The organism is Streptomyces sp. Je 1-369 (genome assembly GCF_026810505.1).
GTDB lineage: Bacteria > Actinomycetota > Actinomycetes > Streptomycetales > Streptomycetaceae > Streptomyces.
The window spans coordinates 6,711,131-6,735,971 of sequence record NZ_CP101750.1 but is presented as its reverse complement, the minus strand read 5'-3'; the positions used below and the strand labels follow the sequence as shown (position 1 = coordinate 6,735,971).

At 73.2% G+C, this 24,841-nt stretch carries 20 protein-coding genes, 1 pseudogene and 1 riboswitch; of the genes and pseudogenes, 7 read left to right on the top strand and 14 right to left on the bottom strand.

Going from position 1 to position 24,841, the window contains the following annotated elements; all coding sequences use genetic code 11:
* Nucleotides 1-255: 255 nt before the first annotated feature.
* Both NOO62_RS30385 and NOO62_RS30380 read left to right on the top strand, forming a co-directional pair.
* Nucleotides 256-801, top strand: a complete 546-nt coding sequence (locus NOO62_RS30385; protein ID WP_268775850.1) for a phage tail protein — start codon at nt 256-258, stop codon at nt 799-801.
* Between the two features lie 2 nt (nt 802-803).
* Nucleotides 804-2,030 (top strand): discoidin domain-containing protein, encoded by a 1,227-nt coding sequence (locus NOO62_RS30380; protein ID WP_268773985.1) that lies wholly within the window; start codon nt 804-806, stop codon nt 2,028-2,030.
* A 54-nt stretch (nt 2,031-2,084) separates the two neighbouring features.
* Here the strand turns inward: NOO62_RS30380 and NOO62_RS30375 are convergent, their stop codons facing one another.
* From NOO62_RS30375 to NOO62_RS30360, 4 genes are all read right to left on the bottom strand, one after another.
* Nucleotides 2,085-2,963, bottom strand: coding sequence for a geranyl diphosphate 2-C-methyltransferase (locus NOO62_RS30375; RefSeq protein ID WP_268773984.1), 879 nt, complete (start codon nt 2,961-2,963; stop codon nt 2,085-2,087).
* 17 nt (nt 2,964-2,980) lie between these two features.
* The gene (locus NOO62_RS30370; RefSeq protein WP_414930911.1) at nt 2,981-4,216 is read right to left on the bottom strand and encodes a family 2 encapsulin nanocompartment cargo protein terpene cyclase; all 1,236 of its coding nucleotides are present in this window, start codon (nt 4,214-4,216) and stop codon (nt 2,981-2,983) included.
* Nucleotides 4,217-4,291: 75 nt separating this feature from the next.
* The gene (locus NOO62_RS30365; RefSeq protein WP_268773982.1) at nt 4,292-5,704 is read right to left on the bottom strand and encodes a family 2B encapsulin nanocompartment shell protein; all 1,413 of its coding nucleotides are present in this window, start codon (nt 5,702-5,704) and stop codon (nt 4,292-4,294) included.
* A gap of 317 nt (nt 5,705-6,021) precedes the next feature.
* Nucleotides 6,022-6,945, bottom strand: a complete 924-nt coding sequence (locus NOO62_RS30360; protein ID WP_268773981.1) for an LLM class F420-dependent oxidoreductase — start codon at nt 6,943-6,945, stop codon at nt 6,022-6,024.
* 248 nt (nt 6,946-7,193) lie between these two features.
* Between NOO62_RS30360 and NOO62_RS30355 the strand changes: the two are divergent.
* Nucleotides 7,194-7,406 (top strand): annotated as a pseudogene (locus tag NOO62_RS30355) (hypothetical protein); the annotation flags it as partial.
* A gap of 218 nt (nt 7,407-7,624) precedes the next feature.
* On the opposite strand, the gene NOO62_RS30350 reads toward NOO62_RS30355, so the two are convergent.
* From NOO62_RS30350 to fes, 5 genes are all read right to left on the bottom strand, one after another.
* Nucleotides 7,625-8,107: a DUF6099 family protein gene (locus NOO62_RS30350; RefSeq protein ID WP_268773980.1), complete on the bottom strand. Its 483-nt coding sequence runs from the start codon at nt 8,105-8,107 to the stop codon at nt 7,625-7,627.
* 202 nt (nt 8,108-8,309) lie between these two features.
* Entirely contained in the window at nt 8,310-8,645 is a 336-nt protein-coding gene (locus NOO62_RS30345) for a nucleotide pyrophosphohydrolase (RefSeq protein WP_268773979.1), read from the bottom strand.
* Entirely contained in the window at nt 8,642-9,805 is a 1,164-nt protein-coding gene (locus NOO62_RS30340; protein ID WP_268773978.1) for an AAA family ATPase, read from the bottom strand. Before NOO62_RS30340 ends, NOO62_RS30345 begins: the two co-directional genes overlap by 4 nt.
* A gap of 171 nt (nt 9,806-9,976) precedes the next feature.
* Nucleotides 9,977-10,369 carry a cell division protein SepF gene (locus tag NOO62_RS30335; protein WP_150186684.1) on the bottom strand — a complete coding sequence of 131 codons (393 nt, stop codon included), beginning with the start codon at nt 10,367-10,369 and terminating at the stop codon, nt 9,977-9,979.
* Between the two features lie 116 nt (nt 10,370-10,485).
* Entirely contained in the window at nt 10,486-11,883 is a 1,398-nt protein-coding gene (fes, locus tag NOO62_RS30330) for an enterochelin esterase (protein WP_268773977.1), read from the bottom strand.
* Nucleotides 11,884-12,028: 145 nt separating this feature from the next.
* On the opposite strand from fes, the gene cbiE reads away from it, so the two are divergent.
* Nucleotides 12,029-13,315 (top strand): precorrin-6y C5,15-methyltransferase (decarboxylating) subunit CbiE, encoded by a 1,287-nt coding sequence (cbiE, locus tag NOO62_RS30325; protein ID WP_268773976.1) that lies wholly within the window; start codon nt 12,029-12,031, stop codon nt 13,313-13,315.
* A gap of 6 nt (nt 13,316-13,321) precedes the next feature.
* The gene (cobM, locus tag NOO62_RS30320) at nt 13,322-14,071 is read left to right on the top strand and encodes a precorrin-4 C(11)-methyltransferase (protein WP_268773975.1); all 750 of its coding nucleotides are present in this window, start codon (nt 13,322-13,324) and stop codon (nt 14,069-14,071) included.
* Between the two features lie 33 nt (nt 14,072-14,104).
* Here the strand turns inward: cobM and NOO62_RS30315 are convergent, their stop codons facing one another.
* Nucleotides 14,105-15,229: a cobalt-precorrin-5B (C(1))-methyltransferase gene (locus NOO62_RS30315; RefSeq protein WP_268773974.1), complete on the bottom strand. Its 1,125-nt coding sequence runs from the start codon at nt 15,227-15,229 to the stop codon at nt 14,105-14,107.
* Nucleotides 15,230-15,246: 17 nt separating this feature from the next.
* Between NOO62_RS30315 and NOO62_RS30310 the strand changes: the two genes are divergently transcribed.
* Nucleotides 15,247-15,993: a cobalt-precorrin-6A reductase gene (locus tag NOO62_RS30310; RefSeq protein WP_268773973.1), complete on the top strand. Its 747-nt coding sequence runs from the start codon at nt 15,247-15,249 to the stop codon at nt 15,991-15,993.
* A 99-nt stretch (nt 15,994-16,092) separates the two neighbouring features.
* On the opposite strand, the gene NOO62_RS30305 is transcribed toward NOO62_RS30310, so the two are convergent.
* From NOO62_RS30305 to NOO62_RS30295, 3 genes are read right to left on the bottom strand one after another with little or no spacing between them, the layout of a single operon-like run.
* Nucleotides 16,093-17,661: a precorrin-2 C(20)-methyltransferase gene (locus tag NOO62_RS30305; RefSeq protein WP_268773972.1), complete on the bottom strand. Its 1,569-nt coding sequence runs from the start codon at nt 17,659-17,661 to the stop codon at nt 16,093-16,095.
* Nucleotides 17,658-18,299 carry a precorrin-8X methylmutase gene (locus NOO62_RS30300; protein WP_268773971.1) on the bottom strand — a complete coding sequence of 214 codons (642 nt, stop codon included), beginning with the start codon at nt 18,297-18,299 and terminating at the stop codon, nt 17,658-17,660. The genes NOO62_RS30305 and NOO62_RS30300 overlap by 4 nt, the downstream gene beginning before the upstream one ends.
* The gene (locus NOO62_RS30295; RefSeq protein WP_268775849.1) at nt 18,296-19,624 is read right to left on the bottom strand and encodes a cobalamin biosynthesis protein CobG; all 1,329 of its coding nucleotides are present in this window, start codon (nt 19,622-19,624) and stop codon (nt 18,296-18,298) included. Before NOO62_RS30295 ends, NOO62_RS30300 begins: the two co-directional genes overlap by 4 nt.
* A 105-nt stretch (nt 19,625-19,729) precedes the next feature.
* Nucleotides 19,730-19,866: riboswitch (cobalamin riboswitch) on the top strand.
* Between the two features lie 33 nt (nt 19,867-19,899).
* On the opposite strand from NOO62_RS30295, the gene cobN reads away from it, so the two are divergent.
* The gene (cobN, locus tag NOO62_RS30290; RefSeq protein WP_268773970.1) at nt 19,900-23,529 is read left to right on the top strand and encodes a cobaltochelatase subunit CobN; all 3,630 of its coding nucleotides are present in this window, start codon (nt 19,900-19,902) and stop codon (nt 23,527-23,529) included.
* A gap of 28 nt (nt 23,530-23,557) precedes the next feature.
* Here cobN and NOO62_RS30285 read toward each other — a convergent pair whose 3' ends face one another.
* Nucleotides 23,558-24,814 carry an amidohydrolase gene (locus tag NOO62_RS30285; protein ID WP_268773969.1) on the bottom strand — a complete coding sequence of 419 codons (1,257 nt, stop codon included), beginning with the start codon at nt 24,812-24,814 and terminating at the stop codon, nt 23,558-23,560.
* Between the last annotated feature and the right edge of the window lie 27 nt (nt 24,815-24,841).

The window sequence follows — 24,841 nt, the reverse complement described above, 5'->3', positions numbered from 1 at the left end:
ACCCCGAGCCCCAGCAGCGGTACCGGTCACGCGGCGAAGAGCGCGCCGGGCGCCTCCGTCACCTCGGGCGGCATGCGTGCCTCCTGGGTGAAGTCCGGGGTCACCAACGCCCCTGCCTCGCAGGCGGGGCACGCGGCGGGAGCGGCCGGTGGGGCAGGCGGGACCGGAGGCGGTGGCGACGGTTCCGGGCCCGGTGACGGAGGCGACGGAAACGGTGACGATGACGGTGATGGCTACGAGTCCAGGCGGGGGTCCCTGCCGGGGCTCGGGTCCGCGCATCCCATCGGGGACCAGCTGCCCGCCGTCTTCGCCGACGACGACTTCATCCTGCGCTTCGTCTCCGGCCTCGACGTCGTCCTCGCGCCCGTCTTCGCCGTCCTGGACAGCCTGGAGGCGTACTTCACGCCGTCCCTGACGCCGTCGGACTTCCTCGACTGGCTGACGGACTGGGTCGGTACGGAGCTCGACGGCACCGAGCCGCTGGCCACGCGCCGCCACGCCGTCGCCTCCGCCGTCGACCTGCACCGTGTCCGCGGCACCCGCCGCGGCCTCGCCGCCGCCGTGGAACTCGCCTTCGGCGTACGCCCGGAGATCGCCGAGAGCGGCGGCGCGGCCTGGTCCGCACGCCCACTGGGCCCGTTCCCCGGCGCCCCGCGTCCCGCCCTGCACGTCACCTTGCGCGTCCACGATCCCGCATCCGTGGACGCGCACCGCCTGCGGGCCGTCGTCGCGGCGGCCCGCCCAGCACACCTCCCCTTCACGGCCGAGGTGACAGCCACGCCTTTCCCTGAAGGGACCTAGACATGCCCGACCAGCCCGAGACGGACGACATGCAGAACTCCCCCGCCAACACGACCCCGTGCCCCGAGTGCGGCACCCCGGCCCGCCAGCACGGCCAGTCCTTCTGCGACTCGTGCGGGGCCTTCCTGCGCTGGGACACCCCGGCGGGCGCCCCGGGCCCCGCCCGCCCCGGCACCGCTCCCGCCGCGGGCGGCTCCCCCGCGCCGCAGACCCCGGCCGACCCCCGCGTCGATCCCCGTGTCGCTCCCCCCGCCGGGTCCGGCGCGGGCGCGGGCGCCGGTGCCGGTGCCGGTGCCGGATCGACCGACACCACCGTCCCGCTCCCCTCCACCGGCGCCTCCAACGGCCCCGCGGAGCCGTCGGCCGGGCCGTCCCGGCCCTCCGACACCGCCATCCGGTCCCTGCTCGTGCCCGTGCCCGAGGGCTCCGAGCCCGTGGCCCCGGAGACGCCGGGCAGCGTGCTGCCGGGCAGGCCCGAGGCGGCGCGGCCGCGCGTACGGCAGGCCGCCGTGCCCGTCGAGCCCGAGTCGGGGGCGCCGTGCCCGAGCTGCGGGACGCCCAACGCCCCCCGCCGCCACTTCTGCCGCAGCTGCGCGAACCCGCTCAAGGACCACGCCGCCCCGATCGCCGAGGGCCCGTACGCGGGACAGCGCCCCCGCCTCCACCGCGACCGCACCCGCTGGATCGCGCGGGCCGTGGGCATCGCGGTGGTCGTCGGCCTGGTGGCGGGCGGTATCTTCGGCGGGCCACCGGCCGCGCGGGCCGTGCAGGACCACTTCGCCAAGCGGGTCCCCGTCCACCCCACCGCCTCCAGCGCCTCGCACGCCGCCCCCAAGCAGGCCGCGAAGCTCGCCTTCGACGGCTACAGCAACACCTGGTGGGGCACCGGCTACTCGGGCGACTCGGCGGGCCAGTGGCTGCAGGCCGACTTCGGCCAGCCCACCGACCTGCTCAACCTCCTGATCACGCCGGGCACGTCGCCGCGGAGCGCGCAGGCCGCCGAGCAGGCGCGGCCGATGGAGTTCGACATCGTGGTCAACGACTCGGCGGGCAAGGAGCACGTGATGCACCGCCGGATCAACGACGGCGGCGTGCAGAAGCTCGACGTACGCGTACGGGACGCGGTGAAGGCACGGCTGATCCTGCGCTCCGCGTACGGCACGGGCGAGAAGCGCCAGGTGGCCATCGCCGAGCTGGAGTTCTTCGGCCGCTCCACGGGCGGACAGTAGAAGGCCCGGGGTCGTCCTGGACGGACGGCCCCGGACCTCGCATCGCCCCCCGGGTCAGACGCGGTCGGCCGCGATCAGCACGTACTGGAACGAGCCGTCCCTGTACGAGTTGATGAACGCTTCCTCGATGCCGGTGACCAGCGACGACGTCGCCCGCAGCTCCCAGTAGGGCAGCGTCGCGTCCGTCAGGTCGACGATGGCCTGCGGTACGAGGCGGTTGTCGGCCATCGCCTTCAGGTACTCCCTACGGGAGTGGATGTTGCACTCGAAGTGCGCGTTGATCTGGGAGACCCACTTCGAGGGCTGCCCGTACCGCGGGTTCCAGCAGCCGGTGATGGTCACATAGCGACCGCCGGGCGCGAGAACGCGGGAGTGCTCGGCGAAGAGGTCGTTCAGATCGACGTACATGCTGGACTCGTTGTTCCACGACGCCTTGGCCTGGCCCGTCTCGAACGGCGTGTCGAGCATGTTGCAGACGCGGGCGTGGACGTAGTCCTCCATGCCGAGTTCGCGGGCGCGCCGGTTGGCGAAGTCGGCCTGCTTGGCGGAGAGCGTGACCCCCTCGGCCCGGCAGCCGAACCGCTGGTGGGCCATGACCAACGAGCCGCCGCGCCCGCACCCGGCGTCCACGACCGTGTCGTCACGCCCGACGGGCCCGAGCTGGTCCAGGAGCACGTCGGTCTGCGCCGACTCCAGGCGGTGCAGCTCGGCGATCAGCCGCTTCTCGTACCCGCTGTCGGCGGTGTCCCCCAGCGCTTGCTGGTCGACGTCCCCGACGCCGTAGTGGTGGTGGTAGAGCCCGTCGACGTCGCCCAGGCGCAGATTCACCGGCCTGGCCTCCCCGTCCCAGTAGCGGGCGATGTCCCCTTGGTAGGGGGACGCCGGAGCGGGGATGGACAGGGACGTGCCGTTGGCGAGTTCAGTGCTGGTCACAGTGGTGTCGGCTCCTCTTACCAGAAGTCGGGCAGGCGGTATCGGTAGGTGTTGGTGCGGTGCCAGTAGTGGTTGCCGTCGACCCACACGGCCACTCCCCGCAGGAAGCGCAGCACGCTCGGGACGGGGCAGGCCGCGGCCAGGGCGGCGGCTTCCGCCTCGAAGGCGTGCATCAGGTCGTTGTGGACCTCGACCCCCTTCAGGTAGGCGTCCCGGTCGGAGAGGCCTTCCCGTTCGGCGATCACTACGGGCAGGTTCAGATGACGGCCGGGGCTGTCGAGTTCTTTGGTGTACGAGTACAGGTCGTTCACCACGGTGGTGGCGTTGCCCGCGAGGGCGATGACCCGCTGCATGGCCGCCAACGCGTGGAGGTCGGCCGGCAGTTCATAGCCACCGACGGTGTCGGTGATGGTGGGGCAAGGGCGGAAGTTGTTGAACTGGCGCATCGCCAGGTACTCCCACACCTCGGGCACGTGGTCCGTCTCGGACCAGGCGGCCTCGGCGAGATAGCCCAGGTGCAGACGGGCCATGTCGTGCCGGAAGCGGTCGGCCTGGGAGGGCGAGGCGTGCTGGAGGAAGTACGCCATGGCGGAGCGGTAGGCGCGGCGCGGCGCGTCCGCCGTGAGCGACTCCCGCCACGCCGGTTCGTACTCCTGGGTGGTGTGCAGGTCGTCGAGGGCCGTGTGGGCCAGCAGCAGGCGGCTGCCGAGCCCGACGGGCGAGCCGCCGTGGTCCTCGCAGTAGCAGTCGTCGACCGCGTTCTCGGCGACCATCAGCCGGGTGGCGAGCATCAGGTGGTCGATGGAGGGGGCGTCGGGGTGGCAGGCGACCATGTAGCGCCCGACGGAGAACCCGTCGAACTGGTCCTCCCACTCCGGCGGGAACGCCTGCACCTCGTCCACGGCCCATGCCTTGATCCGCCGGCTGACCTCGGCCACCCGCGCCGGATCGGGCTCCGGCACGGCATGGTGATAGAGCCCCGGAATGGGCGTCCCCTCGGCCGGTTCAGGCAGTTCGGCCGCTTCGACCGGGCCGGGCAGTTCGACCGCGTCCGCCGACGCGACCGATTCCGCCGACGCGACCGATTCCGCCAGGTCGACCGGTTCCACCAAGGCAGCCGGTCCCACCGAGCTCACGGCCTCGACCGGTTTCTCGCCCAGGTACAGCCCCGCCGTACCCAGGCCGCTCGGGCCGCGCAGAATCCTTTCGAGGGCGGGGTTCGGGTGCAGGGTGGGCAGCCCGGGATCGGGCATCCGTAGCTCCTTCATGTGATGACGTGCGAACCGGGCGAACCACCGGGAGGGCAGGCGGGACTTCCGACACCGGCCCTAGTCGCGCCTGCGGCCGATCTGCACGTTCTCCAGGACGCCCAGCGCGTCGGGCAGCAGGACGGCGGCCGAGTAGTACGCCGTGACCAGGTACGAGATGATCGCCTGCTCGCTCATGCCCATGAAGCGCACCGACAGGCCCGGCTCGTACTCCTCCGGCAGCCCGGTCTGGTGCAGGCCGATCACGCCCTGGTTGTCCTCGCCCGTACGCATCGCGAGGATCGAGCTGGTGTTGTCCTCGGTGATGGGGATCTTGTTGCAGGGCAGAATCGGTACCCCACGCCAGGCGGGAACCTGTTGGCCGCCCAGGTCGACGTTGTCCGGATAGACCCCGTAGGCGTTGAAGCCCCAGCCGATGGCCGCGATGGTCCTGGGGTGGGCCAGGAAGAACTTGGTGCCGCGCCGACGGCAGAGCAGATCGTCGAGGTCGTCCGGCGTGGGCGCGCCGGAGTGGGGCTGGATCCTCTGCTTGAAGGCCGCGTTGTGGAGCAGACCGAACTCACGGTTGTTGATCAGCTCGTGCTCCTGGCGCTCGCGCAGCGCCTCGATGGTGAGCCTCAGCTGTTCCTCGGTCTGGTTCATCGGTCCGTTGTAGAGGTCGGCGACCCTCGTGTGGACCCGCAGAACGGTCTGCGCGACGGAGAGTTCGTACTCCCTGGGATGCGCTTCGTAGTCGACGAAGGCGCCCGGCAGCTTCGCCTCGCCGACGTGCCCCGACGACATCGCGATCTCGGCCTCGCCGTGCCGCGTCTGCCGCGGCACGGACCGCGACGCGAACTCCGCCACGTGCGCACGGAGGCTCGGCGCGGACGACGTGAGGGCGGCGAAGTCGGAGCGGGACAGGGTCAGCAGCGTGCCGGAGGTCGCGGCCGTGGCGGTGAAGCCCCACCGCGCACCGTCGTCGAGGAGTGCGTCCTCACCGAACCGGCCGCCGTCCGCGAGGACGGCGACGGCCACCTCGTCGCCGTACTTGCCGATGGACGTCTGGTTGATCCGCCCGTGGGCGATCAGGTGGATGTGCTCGGCGGGGGCGCCACGCTCGACCAGCACCTCACCCGCGCGGAAGTCGCGCTGCTCGAACCGGTCGGCGATCGCCGACAGCACGTCGACGTCGTCGAAGCCGCGCAGCAGGGCCAGCTCGCCGAGCTCCCGTGGCACCACCCGTACGTCGGCACCGTCCTGCAGGAACTCGATGCACCCATCGCCGACGGTGTAGGTCAGCCGCCGGTTCACCCGGTAGGTGCCGCCCTTGGTCTCCACCCACGGCAGCATCCGCAGCAGCCACCGTGAGGTGATCTCCTGCATCTGGGGGGCGGACTTGGTCGTGGTGGTGAGGTTGCGGGCGGCCTCGGTGCTCAGGCTGGTCCGCGGAGCAGGCTCCAGCCGCTCATCCGGGCTGGTCTCAACGGTCATCGGGGCGAGCTCTCCTTTACGACGTGAGGAGGCATGCGGAGACATGCGGAGAACATGGGCGAATCCGGGAGGTGCCCGGTTCCGTTGGGAACGCTAACCGCCGGTTCGCCCAACTCGCCTGGATCTGTTGCTCAGTTACCCCTTTGTAGCGATCTTGGCCCCCAATAGGTTTATCCGGCCCGCCTCCGGTGCACAGACCTCGCACGCCCTGCCGAACCCGCTCCTCGCACCTGTCCGCACCTGTCCGCACCACGCAAAGTGGCCGCCGGGCACCGGAGGGGTGAGCCCGGCGGCCACGTCCAGGGCCGACCTGTCGCCTATGACAGCTGCGACTGCACCTGCGAGGAAATGATCTCCAGGTGGTCCAGGTCGGCCAGGTCCAGGCACTGGAGGTAGATGCGGCTCGCGCCGATCGCCTCGTACCGCCCGATCTTGTCGACGACCTCCGCGGGAGAACCCGCGAGGCCATTCGCCTTCAGCTCGTCCACGTCGCGGCCGATCACCGCCGCACGCCGGGCGACCTCCGCGTCGTCCTTGCCGACACACACCACCAGCGCGCTGGAGTACACCAGGTCGCTGCCCTTGCGCCCGGCCTGCTCGGCGGCCGCGCGGACCCGGCCGAACTGCCGCTCACTGTCCTCGACCGAGGCGAAGGGGATGTTGAACTCGTCGGCGAACTGCGCGGCGAGCCGCGGCGTGCGGGTCGCGCCGTGGCCGCCGATCAGGACCGGCACCTTGGTCTGCGCGGGCTTGGGCAGGGCCGGGGAATCAGTGAGCTGATAGTGCTTGCCGTCGTGGCTGAAGGTCTGGCCGACCTCCGTGCCCCACAGGCCCGTGACGATCTCCAGCTGCTCCTCGAGGCGGGCGAACTTCTCCTTGGGGAACGGAATGCCGTACGCCTTGTGCTCGTCCTCGAACCAGCCCGCACCGAGCCCCAGTTCGACCCGGCCGCCCGACATCTGGTCCACCTGCGCCACCTGGATCGCGAGCACGCCGGGCAGCCGGAACGTGCCGGCCGTCATCAGCGTGCCCAGCCTGATCCGCTTGGTCTCCCTGGCGAGCCCGGCGAGCGTGATCCATGCGTCCGTGGGGCCCGGCAGGCCGTCGGAGGAACCCATGCGAAGGTAATGGTCCGAGCGGAAGAAGGCGTCAAAACCGAGGTCCTCGGTGGCCTTGGCGACGGTGAGCAGGGTGTCGTAGGTGGCCCCTTGCTGGGGCTCGGTGAAGATTCGAAGATCCATGCCCCCATCCTGCACGCCCGAACGCCGGGCAACCCCGCCGGTCCCGCCGGTCCCCCACCGACCCGGTCGGGTGAAAAACCGTCAACTCGGCGGCGGCGCGGGCCCGCGCCCAGTGACCACGTCCGACGGATCATCGTTGGCTCGGGCGGAGCCGGACCGCCCGGCCCCCGCGCCGGTGCCCGCTGCCGGGGCACCGTCCGCGTCAACTGCCCGTCCCCTTCGGGAGGGCGAGGGCCGAGGAGGCCGCCATGTCCCAGGAAGCCGTGCCCGACCAGGAGGCCGCGCCCGCCCCCGCGCCCGCCCGAGAGGCCGCACACGGTGCGTCCGTGCCGGGCCGGCAGCAGCCACCCAAGGGCCTGTTGCAGCAGATGGAGGAGCTGATGGCCGCACTCAACGCGGATCTGACCCAGCTCGATGCCGAACTGCAGCAGTCCGCGACGCCTGCCGGGTCCGCGACGCCCACCGGCTCCACCACCTCCGCATCCGCCACCTCCGCCGGGTCCGCCACCTCCGCCGGTTCCGCTGCGCCCTCCGAGTCGCCCACCCCTGGCACCCCTCCCCTGGGCATCCGCTGGCCGGGCGACCACGAACGCGGCCGCTCCTGACCACACCGGGTCTCCCCCGCGATCTCTGCCGCCTCCGCGGCCCCGCCCCTCTGCGGGGTCGGCCGGGGGCCTTCTCACGCCGGGCCCGCCGCCGAGTCCGGCTCGGGCAGGCACTGTTCCCGCACCGCGAGTCTGCGCAGCATCTCCAGCACGCGGTCCCTGGACTCGTCGGCCGCGTCGATCGCCTCCATGCACTGCCAGTACACCCCCTCGTCCTCGGCCCCCATGGCCACACCCACCAGCGCGATGCCGACCTCCCCGAGGAGCCTGCCGAGCCCGAGCAGGACCTCGTGCGCGTCTCCTGTCCCCGTCAGCCGTGCCGCCCGTATGTCCTCCATGCCGAGCCTTGGGGCGTCGAGCACCCCGCAGGCTCTGCCGCCGACTTCGCTCAGGCCCAGCGCCTCGCCCCGTAACTCGGGAGGTCCCGCGACCGCGAGGTGGTTGCCGATCGCCTGTGCGAGTGCCTGTGACTGCCAGACCTCCACGACGATGTCCCCGGGCTCCTGACTGCACGCCAGAGCGCGGCGGTTCGCCTCGATGAGCCGCATCGCGTTCATCCCGGCCCCTCCATCCCGCGCGCACCCACCGCACGATTGCCCGAACTCCCCTGTCCACTACCCAGAGTGAGGCCCATCCGGGTGAAAAGCCAGGGCAGGACGGAAATCTGTGGACACACAGTCGAGTTTGGACAAGCCATCCACTCCGGAGAGTGACGAAATTGTCGGGCCGGGGAATCCCGGGGGCGGCCACCGGTGGGATTCAGGGACCTTCCGGCACCGGAAAGCGCTCTTCGTTCCGTTCGATCTTCGCCGCGAGCGCGGCCAGCGCGTCGATCCCCAGCACCTCGCAGAACTGCAGCAGATACGCGAGGACGTCGGCCACCTCGTCCGCCACGCGGGGCGCCGTGTCCGGGTCCCGCATCACCCGGGCCGACTCCTCGGGGGTCAACCACTGGAAGATCTCGACCAGTTCGGAGGCCTCCACGCTCAGCGCCGCGGCCAGGTTCTTAGGGGTGTGGTACTGCTCCCAGTCGCGCGCCGCCGCGAACTCGGCCAGCCTGCGCTGCAGTACCGCCACGTCAAGTCGTTCCTTCACGGCACCAGGTCTACCACCGAGGCGCCCGCCTCCGCCGCCCAGGACGCGTCCCCCACCGCTCCCACCAGCCGGATGTGCCCGCGCCCGCAGGTGCGCGCCGCCAGATTCCCGAGGGTCCGCGCCTGTCGTGCGTCGAGGCGCCGGTCGAGGCCGTCGGCGAGGATCGTCAGGCTCTGGTACGCCTGCGGCACCTCCGCGACCGGGTCGACGGCGAGCACGCCGGTACCGGTCAGCAGGACCAGCGCCAGGGCCACGTACCTCAACTCGCCGTCGCCGAGCCGCCCGAGCGGCGTGCGCACACCGCCGCCCCGGTCGATGTAGGCGTGCACCGCGCCGTCCTCCACCTCTTCGGCGACGACGTCCGCGACCGGCCCCGCGCACCCGGACCGTACGGCCGAGACCAGCAGCGCGTGGCGTGCCGCGCACTCGGCGCGGGTGCGCCACAGGACTTCGGCGAGGTTGTCGCAGCCTCCCAGGAGGCGGCCGGAGCCGAGGAGTCCGGCGGGGACGGGGGCGCGCATGCGGCTGGGCCGCGGGTCGCACACGTACGCCGAGCGCAGCGCGACCACGACCTGCTCCGCCGCCGCGAGCACGAGGCGCTGCCCGTCGGTCTTGCCCGCGACGCGCAGCGGCACGAGCGCCGTACCGAGCCGGTCGTCCGGCATGGGGGCGCGTGTCACGGGGGTCGCGCCCGCTGTGTGCCAGGCGGCCTGCACCACGCGGCGGCCCGGGTCGCGCAGCGCGGTCTCCAGTAGGACGAGGTCGCCGCGGGTCAGCCGCTCGCCCACGACGCGCAGTTCGGGCTCGGCCTGCACGGCGAGGTCGAGCCGGACGGACCCCGCGGGCCCGTCGACCGTGCAGCCGATGCGGAAGCCGCGCCGCCGCTGACCGTCGGCGCGGGCGCGCTCGGGCACGCACGCCACGGGGTCGGCGAAGACGTCGGGCAGTTCCGCCCCCGCGCAGAGCCGTGCCAGCGCCTCGTAGGCGATCAGTGCGCTGGACTTTCCGCTGCCGCTCGGGCCCGTGAGCAGCGTCATCGGGCCGAGGGGGAGCACCGCGGCGCGGTGCCCTGCGAAGGCGTACAGGCGCAGTTGGGTGACCTGCGGCCGGTCCTGGGCCGCCGATGGCTCGGCGGCCGGCTTTCGGGAATGCACCGTCATGACCGGAAGGTAGGCGGCCGTGCGCACGGCGAACCGTTACGCCCGACCGACCTTCCTACGATCGGGGGATTCCCGTGGAAGAGTCCCCGGGTTGCCCACCGAGCGGCTACCGCCCGCCCTTTGGGAGCCGCGTACGGCCGTGCTGGTGCTCCGCACGGCCGTACCCGGGCCTCAAGGCTGCGAGACCGCGTCCACCAGGCCCTGGACCTCCGTGCCGGGCGGCGCCAGGAGGAAGACGTTCTTGTCGACCCGGTGCATCCCGCAGTTCAGTCCGAGGACGACGCCGCTGCTGAAGTCCAGGACGCGCTTGGCGACGTCCGTCTCGGCGCCGGTCAGGTCCAGCAGGACCGGGATCTGCGCCATCACGGTCTCGGCGACCTCTCGGGCGTCCGCGAAGACGTTGACCCGCATGACCACGAAGCGGCGGCGCGTCTCTGTCTCCGCGTCGGGCAGCGCGCGGTGCCCCGGCCAGGAAGGCCATTCGTTGCGGCTGCGCAGCGGTACGACCTGGGCGAGCCCTTCCCACTGTTCATCGGTGACGTCGTGGCGCTGACTGCTGCTCACTTTTCCACCCCGTCCTGGCTCGCACTTGTTCTCTGCACCGGCCAATTCTTACGCCAAGTCACCCGTTCAGCCCAACAGCGACACGGATGGCCGCCTCAGTAGCGGGCATTGCGGGGCTACGACGGCGGTCGGGCTGTGCCCGCGCGGCCGAGCAGGTTGACCAGGCCTTCCGCGATTCCGCCGCGCCAACAGGCGTAGTCATGGCCGCCGTTGTACTCCCTGAGGGAAACGAGGTTGCCGCGGGCGGCCAGCGTCTCGTACATGCACCGACTGTGATCAACCATCGCGCCCTCGTGCAGTCCGACGTCGAGATGGACGCGGAGGGGCGGGCGCGGCGGCGTGTCGGTGGCGAAGCGCTCGGCGAGCCAGGGCGTCTCGTCGGCGGGCGACAGTTTCGGTACGCCGTGCGGCAGCCCGGGCCGCCACCACAGTGACGGGGACTGGGCGAGGACGGCGCCGAACCGTTCGGGCCTGCGCAGCGCCGCGTACAGGGAGGTGAGTCCGCCGAGGCTCTGGCCCGCGACGGCGGTGCGGGCCGGTTTCAGGGTGAGGGACAGGCGTTCGGCCGCCCGGGGCAGTACCTCGTCGGCGAGGAATGTGACGTAGTCGTCGCGTGCGGTGAGGTCGTGCCAGCGGGTGAGCCGGTCGACGGCGTCGGGGGCGAGGACGACGGGTGGCGGTACGGCGCGGTCGGCGGCCAGGGCGTCCAGGGTGTCCTCGAGCGCGAGCCGTCCGAACCACATGTCGCCGTCGCACAGGACGACGACGGGGCTGTCGGGCTTCGGGCCGCCCGGTGGCAGGTACGTCCAGACGTCGCGTTCGGTGCCGAGCGCGCCCGCGGGCAGCCGGTGGCGTTCGACACGGCCTCGTGGGATGCCGTCGCGCCGCGCGGTCCAGGGCTGGGCGGGTGCGTCGGGCAGGGCGAACACGGAGCTGTCCGGCTGCCCCCAGCGGTCGCCGATGCGGTGCGGGTTGCGGGGGTCGTGGGCCGCGTGCGGCGCCAGGGCGCGGAGCCGGAGCTGACGGGTCCCGGGGTCGGCGGGGAGGTCGCCGGGCGAGAGGTCGGCGGCGAGGCGGTACGAGCCGCGGTGGTCGGCGCGCAGGCGGAGGGTGCGGTGCCAGACGTCCGTGCCGGTCAGCGGGGTCAGCAGGGCGTCGGCGAGGTGCTCGCGGTCGACGAGCCGGTTGGCGAGCAGCAGGACCTGGCGGGTGGCCCGGTGCCCGCGCCACAGGAACGTGACGGCGCGGTACAGGGGGTCGCCTTCGACGGGTTCGACCAGCGGGGTGCCGCCACGCGCCTCGACGTCCCTCCAGAACGCGTCGAGGAGAGCGGGGAGCTCGTCATCGGTGGCGGCCGAGACGCGGCGGGCCAGGTCCTGGAGGATGGGGCTCAGGGCCTGGAAGGTAGGGCTCAGGGCCTGGAAGGTGGGGCTGGGCGCGCCGGAGTCGGTGGTCGGCCCGGTGCGCGCGCCCGTCGCCGTCCCCTTCGTGTCGGGTTCTCTGGCAAGATCCATAAGGTAGTTAGCTTAGCCTAAGCTAACTACCAGGGCGCGGCGGTAGGAAGCGCCATGAGCGGCCGCCGATAAGGGGACGGCCCCGGGTCCCCAGTAGAGTGCGGCTGCGCAGTCCCTTCCCAAACCCCGAGGTCAGGTACCAGCAGTGACCCCCGCACCCCCCACAGGCATACCGGCCGTCGCCGTCGTCGGGATCGGGGCCGACGGCTGGGACGGGCTCCCCGCCGCGTCACGCGCGGCCCTCACGGAAGCCGACGTCGTCATCGGCGGCCCCCGCCAGCTGGAGCTGCTGCCCGCCGAGGAGTGCCCCGGCGAGCGCGTGCCCTGGCCCTCCCCGCTACGGCCCGCCGTACCCGGCCTGCTCGCCGCCCACGCCGGGCGCCGCACCGCCGTCCTCGCCAGCGGCGACCCCATGTTCTACGGCATAGGACGCGCCCTCGCCGAGGAGCTCGGCGCCGCCGCCCTGCACGTGCTCCCGCACCCGTCCTCCGTCTCCCTCGCCTGCGCGCGCCTCGGCTGGCCCGTCGAGGACACCGAGGTCGTCACGCTCGTCGGCCGCCCCGCCGCACGGCTCGCCGCCGCGCTGCACGACGGGCGCCGCGTCCTCGTGCTCAGCGCGAACGCCGACACGCCCGCCGAGGTCGCCGCCCTGCTGCGGGAGCGCGGCTTCGGCCCGAGCCGGCTGCGCGTCCTCGAACAGCTCGGCGCCGAGGGCGAGTCCTCGTACGACGGTGTCGCCGACACCTGGTCGCACGCGCCCGGCGCCGCGCTGAACGTCGTCGCCGTCGAGTGCCGCCGCTCCCCCGACGCGCTGCGGCTCGGTGTCGTGCCGGGCCTGCCGGACGCCGCGTACGACAGCGACGGGCAGCTCACCAAGCGGTACGTACGCGCCGCCACGCTCGCCGCGCTCGCGCCCGCACCCGGCGAACTGCTCTGGGACGTCGGCGGCGGCTCCGGTTCCATCGCCGTGGAGTGGCTGCGGGCGCACCCCTCGTGCCGTGCCGTCACCATCGAGAAGAACTCCGTGCGCGCGGAGCGGATCACCCGCAACGCCGAGCGGCTCGGCGTACCGGGTCTGCGCGTCGTCACCGGCGCCGCACCGGTCGCGCTCGCCGGACTCCCCACGCCCGACGCCGTGTTCATCGGCGGCGGCCTCACCGCGCCCGGCCTCCTCGACGCGGGGTGGGCGGCGCTGCCGCCCGGCGGCCGCCTCGTCGCCAACACCGTCACGCTGGAGTCGGAGGCGCTGCTCACCGAGTGGTACCGGCGCCACGGCGGCGAGCTCGTACGGCTCGCGGTCGCGCAGGCCGTCCCCGTGGGCGGCTTCACAGGGTGGCGGCAGGCCATGCCGGTCACCCAGTGGTCCGTCACCAAACCGCTCACGACCACCACCGCCGCGGTCCCCGCCCAGGCACAGAACAGCAGGAGTTGACGAGAGATGACCGTGTACTTCATCGGCGCGGGACCCGGCGCCGCCGACCTCATCACGGTCCGCGGCGCGCGGCGGATCGCCGCCTGCCAGGTCTGCCTGTACGCGGGCAGCCTGGTGCCGCGCGAACTGCTCGCGGAGTGCCCGGACGGCGCGCAGCTCGTGGACACCGCGCAGCTCAACCTCGACGAGATCACCGCCGAGCTGGTGCGCGCGCACGAGCAGGGGCTCGACGTGGCGCGGCTGCACTCGGGCGACCCGTCCGTGTTCAGCGCGGTCGCCGAGCAGATGCGGCGGCTCGACGCGGCCGGAGTGCCGTACGAAGTGGTGCCGGGCGTCCCCGCGTTCGCCGCGGCGGCGGCCGCGCTGAAGCGGGAGCTGACCGTGCCGACCGTCGGCCAGACCGTCATCCTCACGCGCATCGCCCAGCGGGCGACGGCCATGCCGGAGGGCGAGGACCTGGCCACGCTCGGCCGCAGCGGCGCGCTGATCGTCCTGCACCTGGCCGCCGGATACGTCGACCGCGTGGTGGAGGAACTCCTGCCCCACTACGGCGCCGACTGCCCCACCGCCGTGGTCGCCCTCGCCAGCCGCCCCGACGAGGTGATCCTGCGCGGCACGCTGGAGTCCATCGCCGGGCAGGTGAAGGAGGCGGGCATCGTGCGGACCGCCGTCATCATGGTGGGGCGGACGCTCGGGGCCTCGCAGTTCCGCGACAGTCACCTGTACTCGGCGGACCGCGACCGTCACACCTGCTGACGGCTTCCTCCGTCCCAAGAGGCACGGACGCCCTCACTTGAGGGCGCTGCGCCCCACCACGGTCCCCGCCCGGTCGATGCAGATGACGTCCACCATGACCGGGGCACCCCGCAGCACCCCGAGCGCCTCGTCGCGTGCCGTCTCCGCGACCAGGTCGCCGAGCGGTACGCCGGCCGCCGCGCACAACTGAAGTGCGGCCAGGCCCGTGTTGGCGTCCGCGACCTGCGCGGCGAGCTCCTCGGAGGCGCCGCCACGGCGGGCGAGGCGGGCCAGGAAGCCCTTGTCGACCTGGGAGCGGGCCGAGTGCAGGTCCAGGTGGCCCGCCGCGAGTTTGGAGAGTTTGGCGAAGCCGCCGCAGATGGTGAGGCGGTCGACGGGATGCCTGCGTACGTACTTGAGGACCGCGCCCGCGAAGTCCCCCATGTCGAGCAGCGCGTCCTCCGGCAGCCCGTACTCGGCGACGACCGTCTTCTCCGACGTCGACCCCGTGCACCCGGCGACGTGCGTGCGCCCCGCCGCCCGCGCCACGTCCACGCCCCGCCGGATCGAGTCGATCCACGCCGAGCAGGAGTAGGGCACGACGATGCCGGTCGTCCCGAGGATGGACAGGCCGCCGAGGATGCCGAGGCGCGGGTTCCAGGTGGAGCGGGCGATCTCCTCGCCGTGGTCCACGGAGAGGATGATCTCCACGTCGGGCGTGGTCCCGGCGCGGGCCGCGACCTCCGCCACGTGGTCCCGCATCATCTGCCGCGGTACGGGGTTCACCGCCGGCTCGCCGACGTCCAGAGGCAGCCCGGGCCGCGTGACGGTACCGACACCCGGGCCCGCCTTGAAGACGACGCCCGCACCGGCGTGCAGCCGCCGCACCGTGGACCGCACCAGGGCGCCGTGGGTGACGTCCGGGTCGTCGCCCGCGTCCTTCACGATGCCAACCATGGCATGGGAGGTGCCGAGTTCCTCGGCGGCGAGGGCGAACGCGGGCGTCTGGCCCTTGGGCAGCGTGATGGTCACCGGGTCCGGGAAGTCGCCGGTGAGCAGCGCCGTGTACGCGGCCGTCGTGGCGGCCGTCGCACAGGCGCCGGTCGTCCAGCCGGACCGCAGACCGGTGTGCTTGAGTTGGGCGCTGCGCCCGCCCGTGGCCTTAGCTGCCTCACTCATGAAGGAAACCGAACTCCGTGCACGTACTGATTCTGGGGGGAACGACCGAGGGCCGCCGTCTGGCGGAGCTCCTCGCGGACGAGGCGGGGGTGCGGGTGACCAGTTCCCTGGCGGGGCGGGTCGCGGCGCCCAGGCTGCCGCCGGGCGAGGTGCGCGTCGGCGGCTTCGGCGGGGCAGAGGGTCTTGCGGCGTGGCTGCGGCAGCACCACGTGGACGCGCTCATCGACGCCACCCATCCTTTCGCCGGGACGATCTCGTTCAACGCGGCGGAGGCTGCCGCCGGTGCCCATGTTCCCCTGCTCGCTCTGCGCCGGCCCGGCTGGGTCGCGGAAGAGGGCGACGACTGGCACCCGGTCGGCTCCCTCGACGAGGCGGCGCGGGCGCTGCCTGCCCTCGGCGAGCGAGTGTTCCTGACCACGGGCCGGATGGGACTCGCCGCCTTCGCGGGCCCCGGCCTGGACGCTCACTGGTTCCTCGTACGTTCCGTCGACGCGCCCGAGCCGCCGTTCCCGGCGCGCATGGAGGTGCTCCTCGACCGGGGCCCGTTCACGCTCGACGGGGAGCGGGAGATCCTGCGCGCCCACCGCGTCGACGTCGTGGTGACGAAGGACAGCGGGGGCGCGGCGACGTCGCCGAAGCTGGTCGCTGCGCGCGAGGCGGGGGTTCCTGTCGTAGTGGTCCGGCGGCCCTCCGGGCCGGAGCGGGTCGCCGACGTCGCCACGCCGGAGGAAGCGGTTGCCTGGGTGCGTACGCTGCGCGGCTAGGGGCGGGGCCTGTGTGGCTGGTCGCGCCTACGCGGCGGAGCCGCACATGTCACAGCCCCGCACCCCTGACGGGGCGCGGGTCCCGCGCGCACACGAGGGTCACCCCTCGGGATATCTCCGCGGCGTCCAGACGATCTGGTCCTTGCCCCCGCGCCGCCTCACCCACTGGGTCTGGGAGGAGCCGACGATCAGGAGCGTACGCATGTCGACATCCGCCGGGTCGAGGTCACCGAGGCGTACGATCCGCACGCTCTCCTCGGGACCTCCGATGTCCCGGCCGAGGACGACCGGCGTATCGGGCGTCCGGTGCTCCAGGAGCAGCTCCCGCGCCTTGCCCACCTGCCACGTGCGGCTGCGCGAGCCCGGGTTGTAGAGCGCGAGGACGAGGTCCGCCGCGGCCGCCGCGGCCAGCCGCTCCGCGATGACCTCCCACGGCTTGAGGCGGTCCGACAGGGAGATCGTCGCGTAGTCGTGGCCGAGCGGCGCGCCCGCACGGGCCGCCGCGGCGTTGGCGGCGGTCACCCCGGGGAGCACACGGACGGGTACGTCGGCGAAGTGGTCCTGCGAGGCGACCTCAAGGACGGCCGTGGCCATCGCGAAGACGCCGGGGTCGCCGCCCGAGACGACGGCGACGCGCCTCCCGCGCCGTGCGAGTTCCAGGGCGAACTCGGCGCGTTCGGACTCCACGCGGTTGTCGGAGCCGTGGCGGCGCTGCCCGGGGCGGTGCGGTACGCGGTCGACGTACGTGGTGTAGCCGACCAGGTCGTCGGCGGCGGCGAGCGCGCCGCGCGTCTCGGGGGTCAGCCAGAGCGGGCCCGCGGGACCCGTGCCGACGACGACGACCTCGCCGCGCTCGGGGGTCTCCTCGGCGGGCCGGGGCGCGGGGCCGCCGGTGAGCGGCGCGACGCGGCTCGGCAGCACCGCCACGGAGAAGTACGGCACCGATTCCGGGTCCACCTCGGCGAGGCTGCCGGTGCGCTCGCCCTTCATGGTGGCCCGCTCCACGTAGCGCGCCTCGTCGAGGCGGCCCGCGTGCTCCAGGGCGCCGCGCACCTTCCCGAACGTTCGGCCGAGCTTCATGACGACCGCCGAGTCCGTCGCCGCGAGGCGTGCCGCCAGCTCCTCCTCGGGGAGCGTGCCGGGCAGGATCGTCAGGACCTCCTCGGCCTCGACGAGCGGCTCGCCGAGCCGGGCGGCCGCGGCGCTCACCGAGGTGACGCCGGGGATGACCTCGGTCGGGTAGCGGTGCGCGAGGCGCTTGTGCATGTGCTGGTAGGAGCCGTAGAAGAGCGGGTCGCCCTCGGCGAGCACGGCGACGGTGCGGCCCGCGTCGAGGTGTACGGCGAGCCGGGCGGCGGCTTCCTCGTAGAAGTCGTCGAGGGCGCCGCGGTAGCCGCCGGGGTGGTCGGTGCTCTCCGTGGTGACGGGGTAGACCAGCGCTTCCTCGATGTGGTCGGCGCGGAGGTGCGCGGCCGCGATCGAGCGGGCGATGGAACGGCCGTGCCGTGCGGAGTGGTACGCGATCACGTCGGCGGACGCGATGACCTCCACGGCGCGCACGGTCATCAGCGACGGATCGCCGGGGCCCAGCCCGACGCCGTAGAGCTGCCCCTTCGAACTCTGTTCGGTGGGCACGGGCAGGTCGGTGGAGATGGGCACGCCGCTCATTCCGCTTCGCTCGCAATCGCGTTGATCGCCGCCGCGGCCATCGCGCTGCCACCGCGACGTCCCCGTACGACCAGGTACTCCACGCCGGAGGTGTGCGCGGCGAGCGCGTCCTTCGACTCGGCCGCGCCGACGAAGCCGACCGGGATGCCGAGGATCGCGGCCGGTCGGGGCGCGCCCTCCTCGATCATCTCCAGGAGGCGGAAGAGGGCGGTGGGCGCGTTGCCGATGGCGACGACGGCGCCTTCGAGGCGGTCGCGCCAGAGTTCGAGCGCGGCGGCACTGCGGGTGGTGCCGAGCCGCGCGGCGAGGTCCGGCACGGACGGGTCGGCGAGGGTGCAGACCACGTCGTTGTCGGCGGGCAGCCGCTTGCGCGTGACGCCGCTCGCGACCATGTTCGCGTCGCAGAGGATCGGCGCGCCGTCGCGCAGCGCCTTGCGGGCGTCGGCGATCACGCGCGGGCTGTACGAGAGGTCGCGCACGAGGTCGACCATTCCGCAGGCGTGGATCATCCGGACCGCGACCTGGCTGACGTCGGCGGGCAGGCCTTGGAGGTCCGCCTCCGCGCGGATGGTGGCAAAGGACTCGCGGTAGATCGCCGCGCCGTCCTTCTCGTAGTCGAACACTGTGCTCTCGCTCATCTCGTGGCCGTTGGTTTCGTGGTGGTACGTGCGGTGGTGACCGCTTCGGTCAGGGTTCCGCCCGTGACGGGGACGGTGGAGCCTCCGGTGTGCAGCGTCACTTCGTAGTCGCCGTCCCCGGTGGCGAGGACGTCGACCCAGTCGCCGTGCGGGTGCCCGCACCGCCGTGCGCAGCCGGACCAGTGGACGGGCAGGGACCCGTGGCCCGGCACCGCGTCCGCACGGACGTCGGCGAGGGACTTGGCGCACCCGGGGCGGCCGGTGCAGGCGCCGACGCCGAGCCAGGGCGAGCCGGGGTCGGTGAGGTACCCGGCCTCGGTCAGCGAGCCCAGCCGCTTCCGGGCGCTCCCCTCGTCAGCAAAGCCGGGAAGCACGAAGCCGCGCCACGGGGTGACGCGGAGCTCGTCCGCGGGCAGCGGCAGCAGGGCCCGCCACTGCCCGACGCTGACGCGCCCGAGCGGGGCGTGCACGGAGACGGCACGCCCGATGACACCGGGCGGCGGCGGACCACCCGGGCCCGCCGAACCACCCGAGCCCACAGCCCCCGGCCCCGCCGAACCACCCGAGCCCACAGCCCCCGGCCCGACCCGCACCGCCCCGATCCCCGCCCCCTCCAGTGCCCCAGCCAGGTCGATGGCCCGGCCGACGGGCAGCTCCCCCACCCGCCAAGCCCCGTTCCCCGCATCGGCCGCCGCGGCGAGAAACGCTCCCGCCCCGGCGAGCGCCGCACGCGGGGCGTCGGCTCCGGCGACCCGGAAGGCGAGGTCCCCCACTCCGACCACCACCGTCCCGCCCGATTCTGCGATCAAGGTCACATCGCCGCCGAGTCCGGCCACGTCCCCCCGACCGTCGTCGAGGACGAAGAGGAAACGGCCGGAGAGGGCCGTCGTCCACTGCTCCGCGCAGAGGAGTCCGTCCAGCTCGCGGGCCCACAACTGGACGTCGGCGCGGCCGAATCCGTCGGTTCCCGCGAGGGGGGACGCCAGCACGTTCCGGACGCGTTCGTGCCGTTCGGAGGGGAGCAGGCCCGCGTCCGCGAGCAGCGCGGAGAGTTCGCCGCCGCACGCGTCGCCGAGGCCGCGCAGCTCGACGTTGCCGCGTGAGGTGATGCTGAGATTCCCGTCGGCCAAACGCTCCGCGGCGGCCCCCAGAACCGCCACCTGACGCCCCGTCAGAAGCCCGCCGGGCAGCCGGAGTCGAGCCAGGAGGCCGTCGTCGGCGCGGTGCAGGCGCAGAGCTCCGGGGCAGGCGTCGCCCCGGTCACGTATGGGGGATTCGCCCTGGTCTGAGGAGGGTGCTGGGGTGGGCGGCATGGCGGCGAGCATACCCACGCGGATCCGGCCGGTCGCCTCCCGAGCCGGACCGTCCTGGCAGGTGGCCGCACCGCGGAGCGCGGGCAGGACTTACTATGCAGGCGGCGGGCTACGAAGTCCGTCGACGCCAGCGACGGCGTGGGTCCACCAGGACCCGAGGGAGGAAGCCCGGTGTGAATCCGGCGCGGTCCCGCCACTGTGAGCCCCACCCGTGGGGCGAGCCAGGAACTCCTGCCGTCCATACGACCACCCGGGGCGCGGACACCCCGAGGAAGGCCTGCGCCCGCATGCTTCTGCTGTTGTCGACCTCCGACACCGACCTGCTCAGCGCCCGCGCGGCGGGAGGCCCGGTCGACTACCGGTTCGCCAACCCGTCCCGCCTCGACCTCGGGGAGCTCCCCGCGCTGCTCGACGGCATCGACCTCGTCGTCGTACGCCTCCTCGGCGGCGTCCGCGCCTGGCAGGACGGCCTTGACCAGCTCATCGCCACCGGCCTCCCCGTGGTCGTGCTCACCGGCGAACAGGCACCCGACGCCCAGCTCATGGCCTCCTCGACCGTGCCCGTCGGCATCGCCGCGGAGTCGCACGCCTACCTGGCGCACGGCGGTCCCGCGAACCTGGAGCAGCTGGCCCGCTTCCTCTCCGACACCGTGCTGCTCACCGGCCACGGCTTCGAGCCGCCGGCCCCCGCCCCGTCGTGGGGCCCGCTGGAGCGCACCGCCCGCGTCGGCGTCGAGGGTCCGACCGTCGCGGTGCTCTACTACCGCGCCCACCACATGAGCGGCAACACCGCGTTCGTGGACGCGCTGTGCGGCGCGATCGAGGACGCGGGCGCCCGGGCGCTGCCGCTGTACGTGGCGTCGCTGCGCGCCCCCGAGCCCGAGCTCATCGAGGAGCTGCGCGCCGCCGACGCCATCGTGACCACCGTCCTCGCGGCCGGCGGCACCAAGCCCGCCGAGGCCTCCGCGGGCGGTGACGACGAGTCGTGGGACGCGGGCGCGCTGACCGGCCTCGACGTGCCGATCCTCCAGGCGCTCTGCCTGACCGGGTCGCGCTCGGCCTGGGAGGAGAACGACGAGGGCGTCTCGCCGCTCGACGCCGCGAGCCAGATCGCGGTGCCGGAGTTCGACGGCCGCCTCATCACCGTCCCCTTCTCCTTCAAGGAGATCGACGAGGACGGCCTTCCCGCGTACGTCGCCGACGCCGAGCGCGCGGCCCGCGTCGCCGGTATCGCCGTACGCCACGCACGCCTCAAGCACATCCCGGCCGCCGACAAGCGCCTCGCCCTGGTGCTTTCCGCGTACCCGACGAAGCACTCCCGCATCGGCAACGCGGTCGGCCTTGACACCCCGGCGTCCGCCGTCGAGCTGCTGCGCCGACTCCGCGCCGAGGGGTACGACTTCGGCCCCGAGGCCGACATCCCCGGTCTGGTCTCCGGCGACGGCGACGAGCTGATCCGCGCGCTCATCGACGCGGGCGGCCACGACCAGGACTGGCTCACCGAGGAGCAGCTCGCCGCCAACCCGGTGCGCATCCCCGCCGCCGACTACAAACGGTGGTACGCGACGCTGCCGCAGGAGCTGCGCGACTCCGTCGAGCAGCACTGGGGCCCGCCGCCCGGCGAGATGTTCCTCGACCGGTCCCGCGTGGGCCAGGGCGGCGACCCGGAGGGCGACATCGTCCTCGCGGCGCTGCGCCGCGAGAACCTGCTCATCCTCATCCAGCCGCCGCGCGGCTTCGGCGAGAACCCCATCGCGATCTACCACGACCCCGATCTGCCGCCGTCGCACCACTACTTGGCGGCGTACCGGTGGATCGCGGCGCCCGCCGCCGACAACGGCTTCGGCGCGGACGCGATGATCCACCTCGGCAAGCACGGCAACCTGGAGTGGCTGCCCGGCAAGAACGCGGGCCTCTCGGCGGCCTGCGGTCCCGACGCCGCGCTCGGGGACCTGCCGCTGGTCTACCCCTTCCTGGTCAACGACCCGGGCGAGGGCACGCAGGCCAAGCGCCGCGTCCACGCCACGCTCATCGACCACCTGGTGCCGCCGATGGCGCGCGCCGACTCCTACGGCGACATCGCGCGCCTGGAGCAGCTCCTCGACGAGTACGCGCAGATCAGCTCCATGGACCCGGCGAAGCTCCCGGCGATCCGCGCGCAGATCTGGACGCTCATCCAGGCTGCGAAGCTCGACCACGACCTGGGCCTCGAACAGCGCCCGGACGACGACGGCTTCGACGACTTCCTGCTCCACGTCGACGGCTGGCTCTGCGAGATCAAGGACATGCAGATCCGCGACGGTCTGCACGTCCTCGGCAACCCGCCGGCCGGCGCCGACCGCGTCAACCTCGTCCTCGCGGTGCTGCGCGCCCGCCAGATCTGGGGCGGCACGACCGCGCTGCCGGGTCTGCGGGAGGCCCTCGGCCTCGACGAGTCGGCAGCGACGCGTGTGACGGCCGACGAGGCCGAGGCCACGGCGCGCGCGCTGGTCCAGGCGATGGACGACGCGGACTGGGACCCGGCGGCCGTGGCCTCCGTGGCCGCGGACCACGGCGAGCAGGTCGCCGCGATCCTGGAGTTCGCGGCCCGCGAGGTCGTGCCGCGCCTCGCGGCGACCACCGCCGAGCTCGACCACGCCGTGCACGCCCTGAACGGCGGCTTCGTCCCCGCGGGCCCGTCCGGATCGCCGCTGCGCGGCCTGGTCAACGTCCTGCCGACCGGCCGCAACTTCTACTCGGTCGACCCGAAGGCCGTCCCCTCCCGCCTGGCGTGGGAGACGGGCCAGGCGCTCGCCGACTCTCTCGTGGAGCGGTACACGCAGGACAACGACGGCACGTACCCGACCTCCGTGGGCCTGTCCCTGTGGGGCACGAGCGCGATGCGCACCGCGGGCGACGACGTCGCCGAAGCGATGGCGCTGCTCGGCATCCGCCCGGTCTGGGACGACGCGTCCCGCCGTGTGACGGGCCTCGAGGCCATCCCGTACGAGGAGCTGGGCCGCCCGCGCATCGACGTGACGCTGCGCATCTCGGGCTTCTTCCGCGACGCGTTCCCGCACACGATCGGCCTGCTCGACGACGCGGTGCGGCTCGCCGCCTCCCTGGACGAGCCCGCCGACCGCAACTACGTGCGCGCCCACGCCCAGGCCGACCTCGCCGAGCACGGCGACGAGCGCCGGGCCACCACCCGCATCTTCGGTTCGCGCCCCGGCACGTACGGCGCGGGTCTGCTCCAGCTCATCGACTCCCGCGACTGGCGCACCGACGCGGACCTCGCCGAGGTCTACACGGTGTGGGGCGGTTACGCGTACGGCCGCGGTCTCGAAGGCCGCCCGGCGCGCGCCGAGATGGAGACGGCCTACAAGCGCATCGCGGTGGCCGCGAAGAACACGGACACCCGCGAGCACGACATCGCGGACTCGGACGACTACTTCCAGTACCACGGCGGCATGGTGGCGACCGTGCGCGCGCTGCGGGGCACGGCCCCGGAGGCGTACATCGGCGACTCGACCCGCCCCGAGACGGTCCGCACCCGCACGCTCGTCGAGGAGACCAGCCGCGTCTTCCGTGCGCGTGTGGTCAACCCGAAGTGGATCGAGGCGATGCGCCGCCACGGCTACAAGGGTGCCTTCGAACTCGCCGCGACCGTGGACTACTTGTTCGGGTACGACGCCACGACGGGCGTCGTCGCCGACTGGATGTACGACAAGCTCACCGAGACGTACGTCCTGGACCCGACCAACCGCGAGTTCCTCCAGAAGGCCAACCCGTGGGCCCTGCACGGCATCGCGGAGCGCCTCCTGGAGGCGGAGTCGCGCGGCATGTGGGCGAAGCCGGACCCGGCGGTGCTGGAAGCGCTGCGGCAGGCGTACCTGGAGACCGAGGGCAACCTGGAGGACGGCGGCGACGAGGGCTGAGCCCCCGTCGGCCCCCTGAGGCCGGCCGTCACCGCGACGGTCGGCCGCCCAGCCACGCCAGCGCGCCCGCCGTCAGCGCCGTGACCCCGGTGGTGAGGGTCGGCTCGATCACCGGGGCGAAGAACGGCGAGTGGTTGGAGGGGATGTCCCGCTCGAAGGTCCCCGCCTGCTGGGCCACGGCGACCTCCGCGGGATCGGCGCCGCCGAACAGCCAGTAGCAGAGGGGCACTTCGCGGTCGGCGGAGGTCGCGAAGTACCCGACGTCCTCGCTGCCGGTGACCGGTCCGGGATCGAAGACACGGTTCTCGCCGATCACCGCGCCGACTGCGGCCATCGTCCTCGCCACCGCGTCGGCGTCGTTGTCGAGCACGGGGAACGAGTCGATCTCCGTGATCTCGGGCTCCCGCTCCGCGCCCGCCGTGGCCGCCTCGCCCTTGACGATGCGTTCGACGGCGGCGAGGACCTTCGTACGGACCTCGGGCGTGTACGACCGGATGTTGATCTTCAGCTCGGCCTCGTCGGGAATGATGTTGTCCTTCGTGCCCGCCTGGAGCGAGCCGACGGTCACCACGGCCGTCTCGGCGCCCGAGATCTCCCGGGACACGATCGTCTGCAGCCGCAGCACCGTCGCGGCGGCCATCACCACGGGGTCGATCGACGCCTCGGGCCGCGAACCGTGCGCGCCCTTGCCGAACATCCGCACGCGCAGGGAGTCGGTCGCCGCGAAGGCGGGCCCCGGGTGCGCGCCGATCATCCCCGCGGGCAGCGGCGCGACGTGCTGCCCGAGCACGACGTCCGGCACACCGAACCGCGCGTAGAAGTCGTCCCCGACCATCGCCTGCGCGCCCTTCGCGACCTCCTCCGCGGGCTGGAAGACGCCGACGATCCGGCCCGCCCAGTCGGCGCGGGCGTCCGCCAGCAGCCTCAGCGCGCCCAGCAGACACGTGACGTGCATGTCGTGCCCGCACGCGTGCATCACGCCCTCGTTCACGGAGGCGTACGGCAGCCCGGTGCGCTCGGTCACCGGCAGCCCGTCGAAGTCCGCGCGCAGCAGGACGGTCGGCCCCGCACCGTTCTCCAGGACGGCGACCACGCCGGTGCGCCCGACGCCGGTCGTGACCTCGTACCCGTACGACTCCACGCGGCGGGCGACTTCGGCCGCGGTGCGGTGCTCGGCGAAGGACAGTTCGGGGTGGGCGTGCAGGTCGCGGTAGAGAGCGGCGAGGTCACCCTTGATGGCGTCGAGGCCCAGCAGGGCGGAAGAACTCCGTGCGGCGGCGGACATGTCACGCTCCTCTTCTGTGGTGTCCCG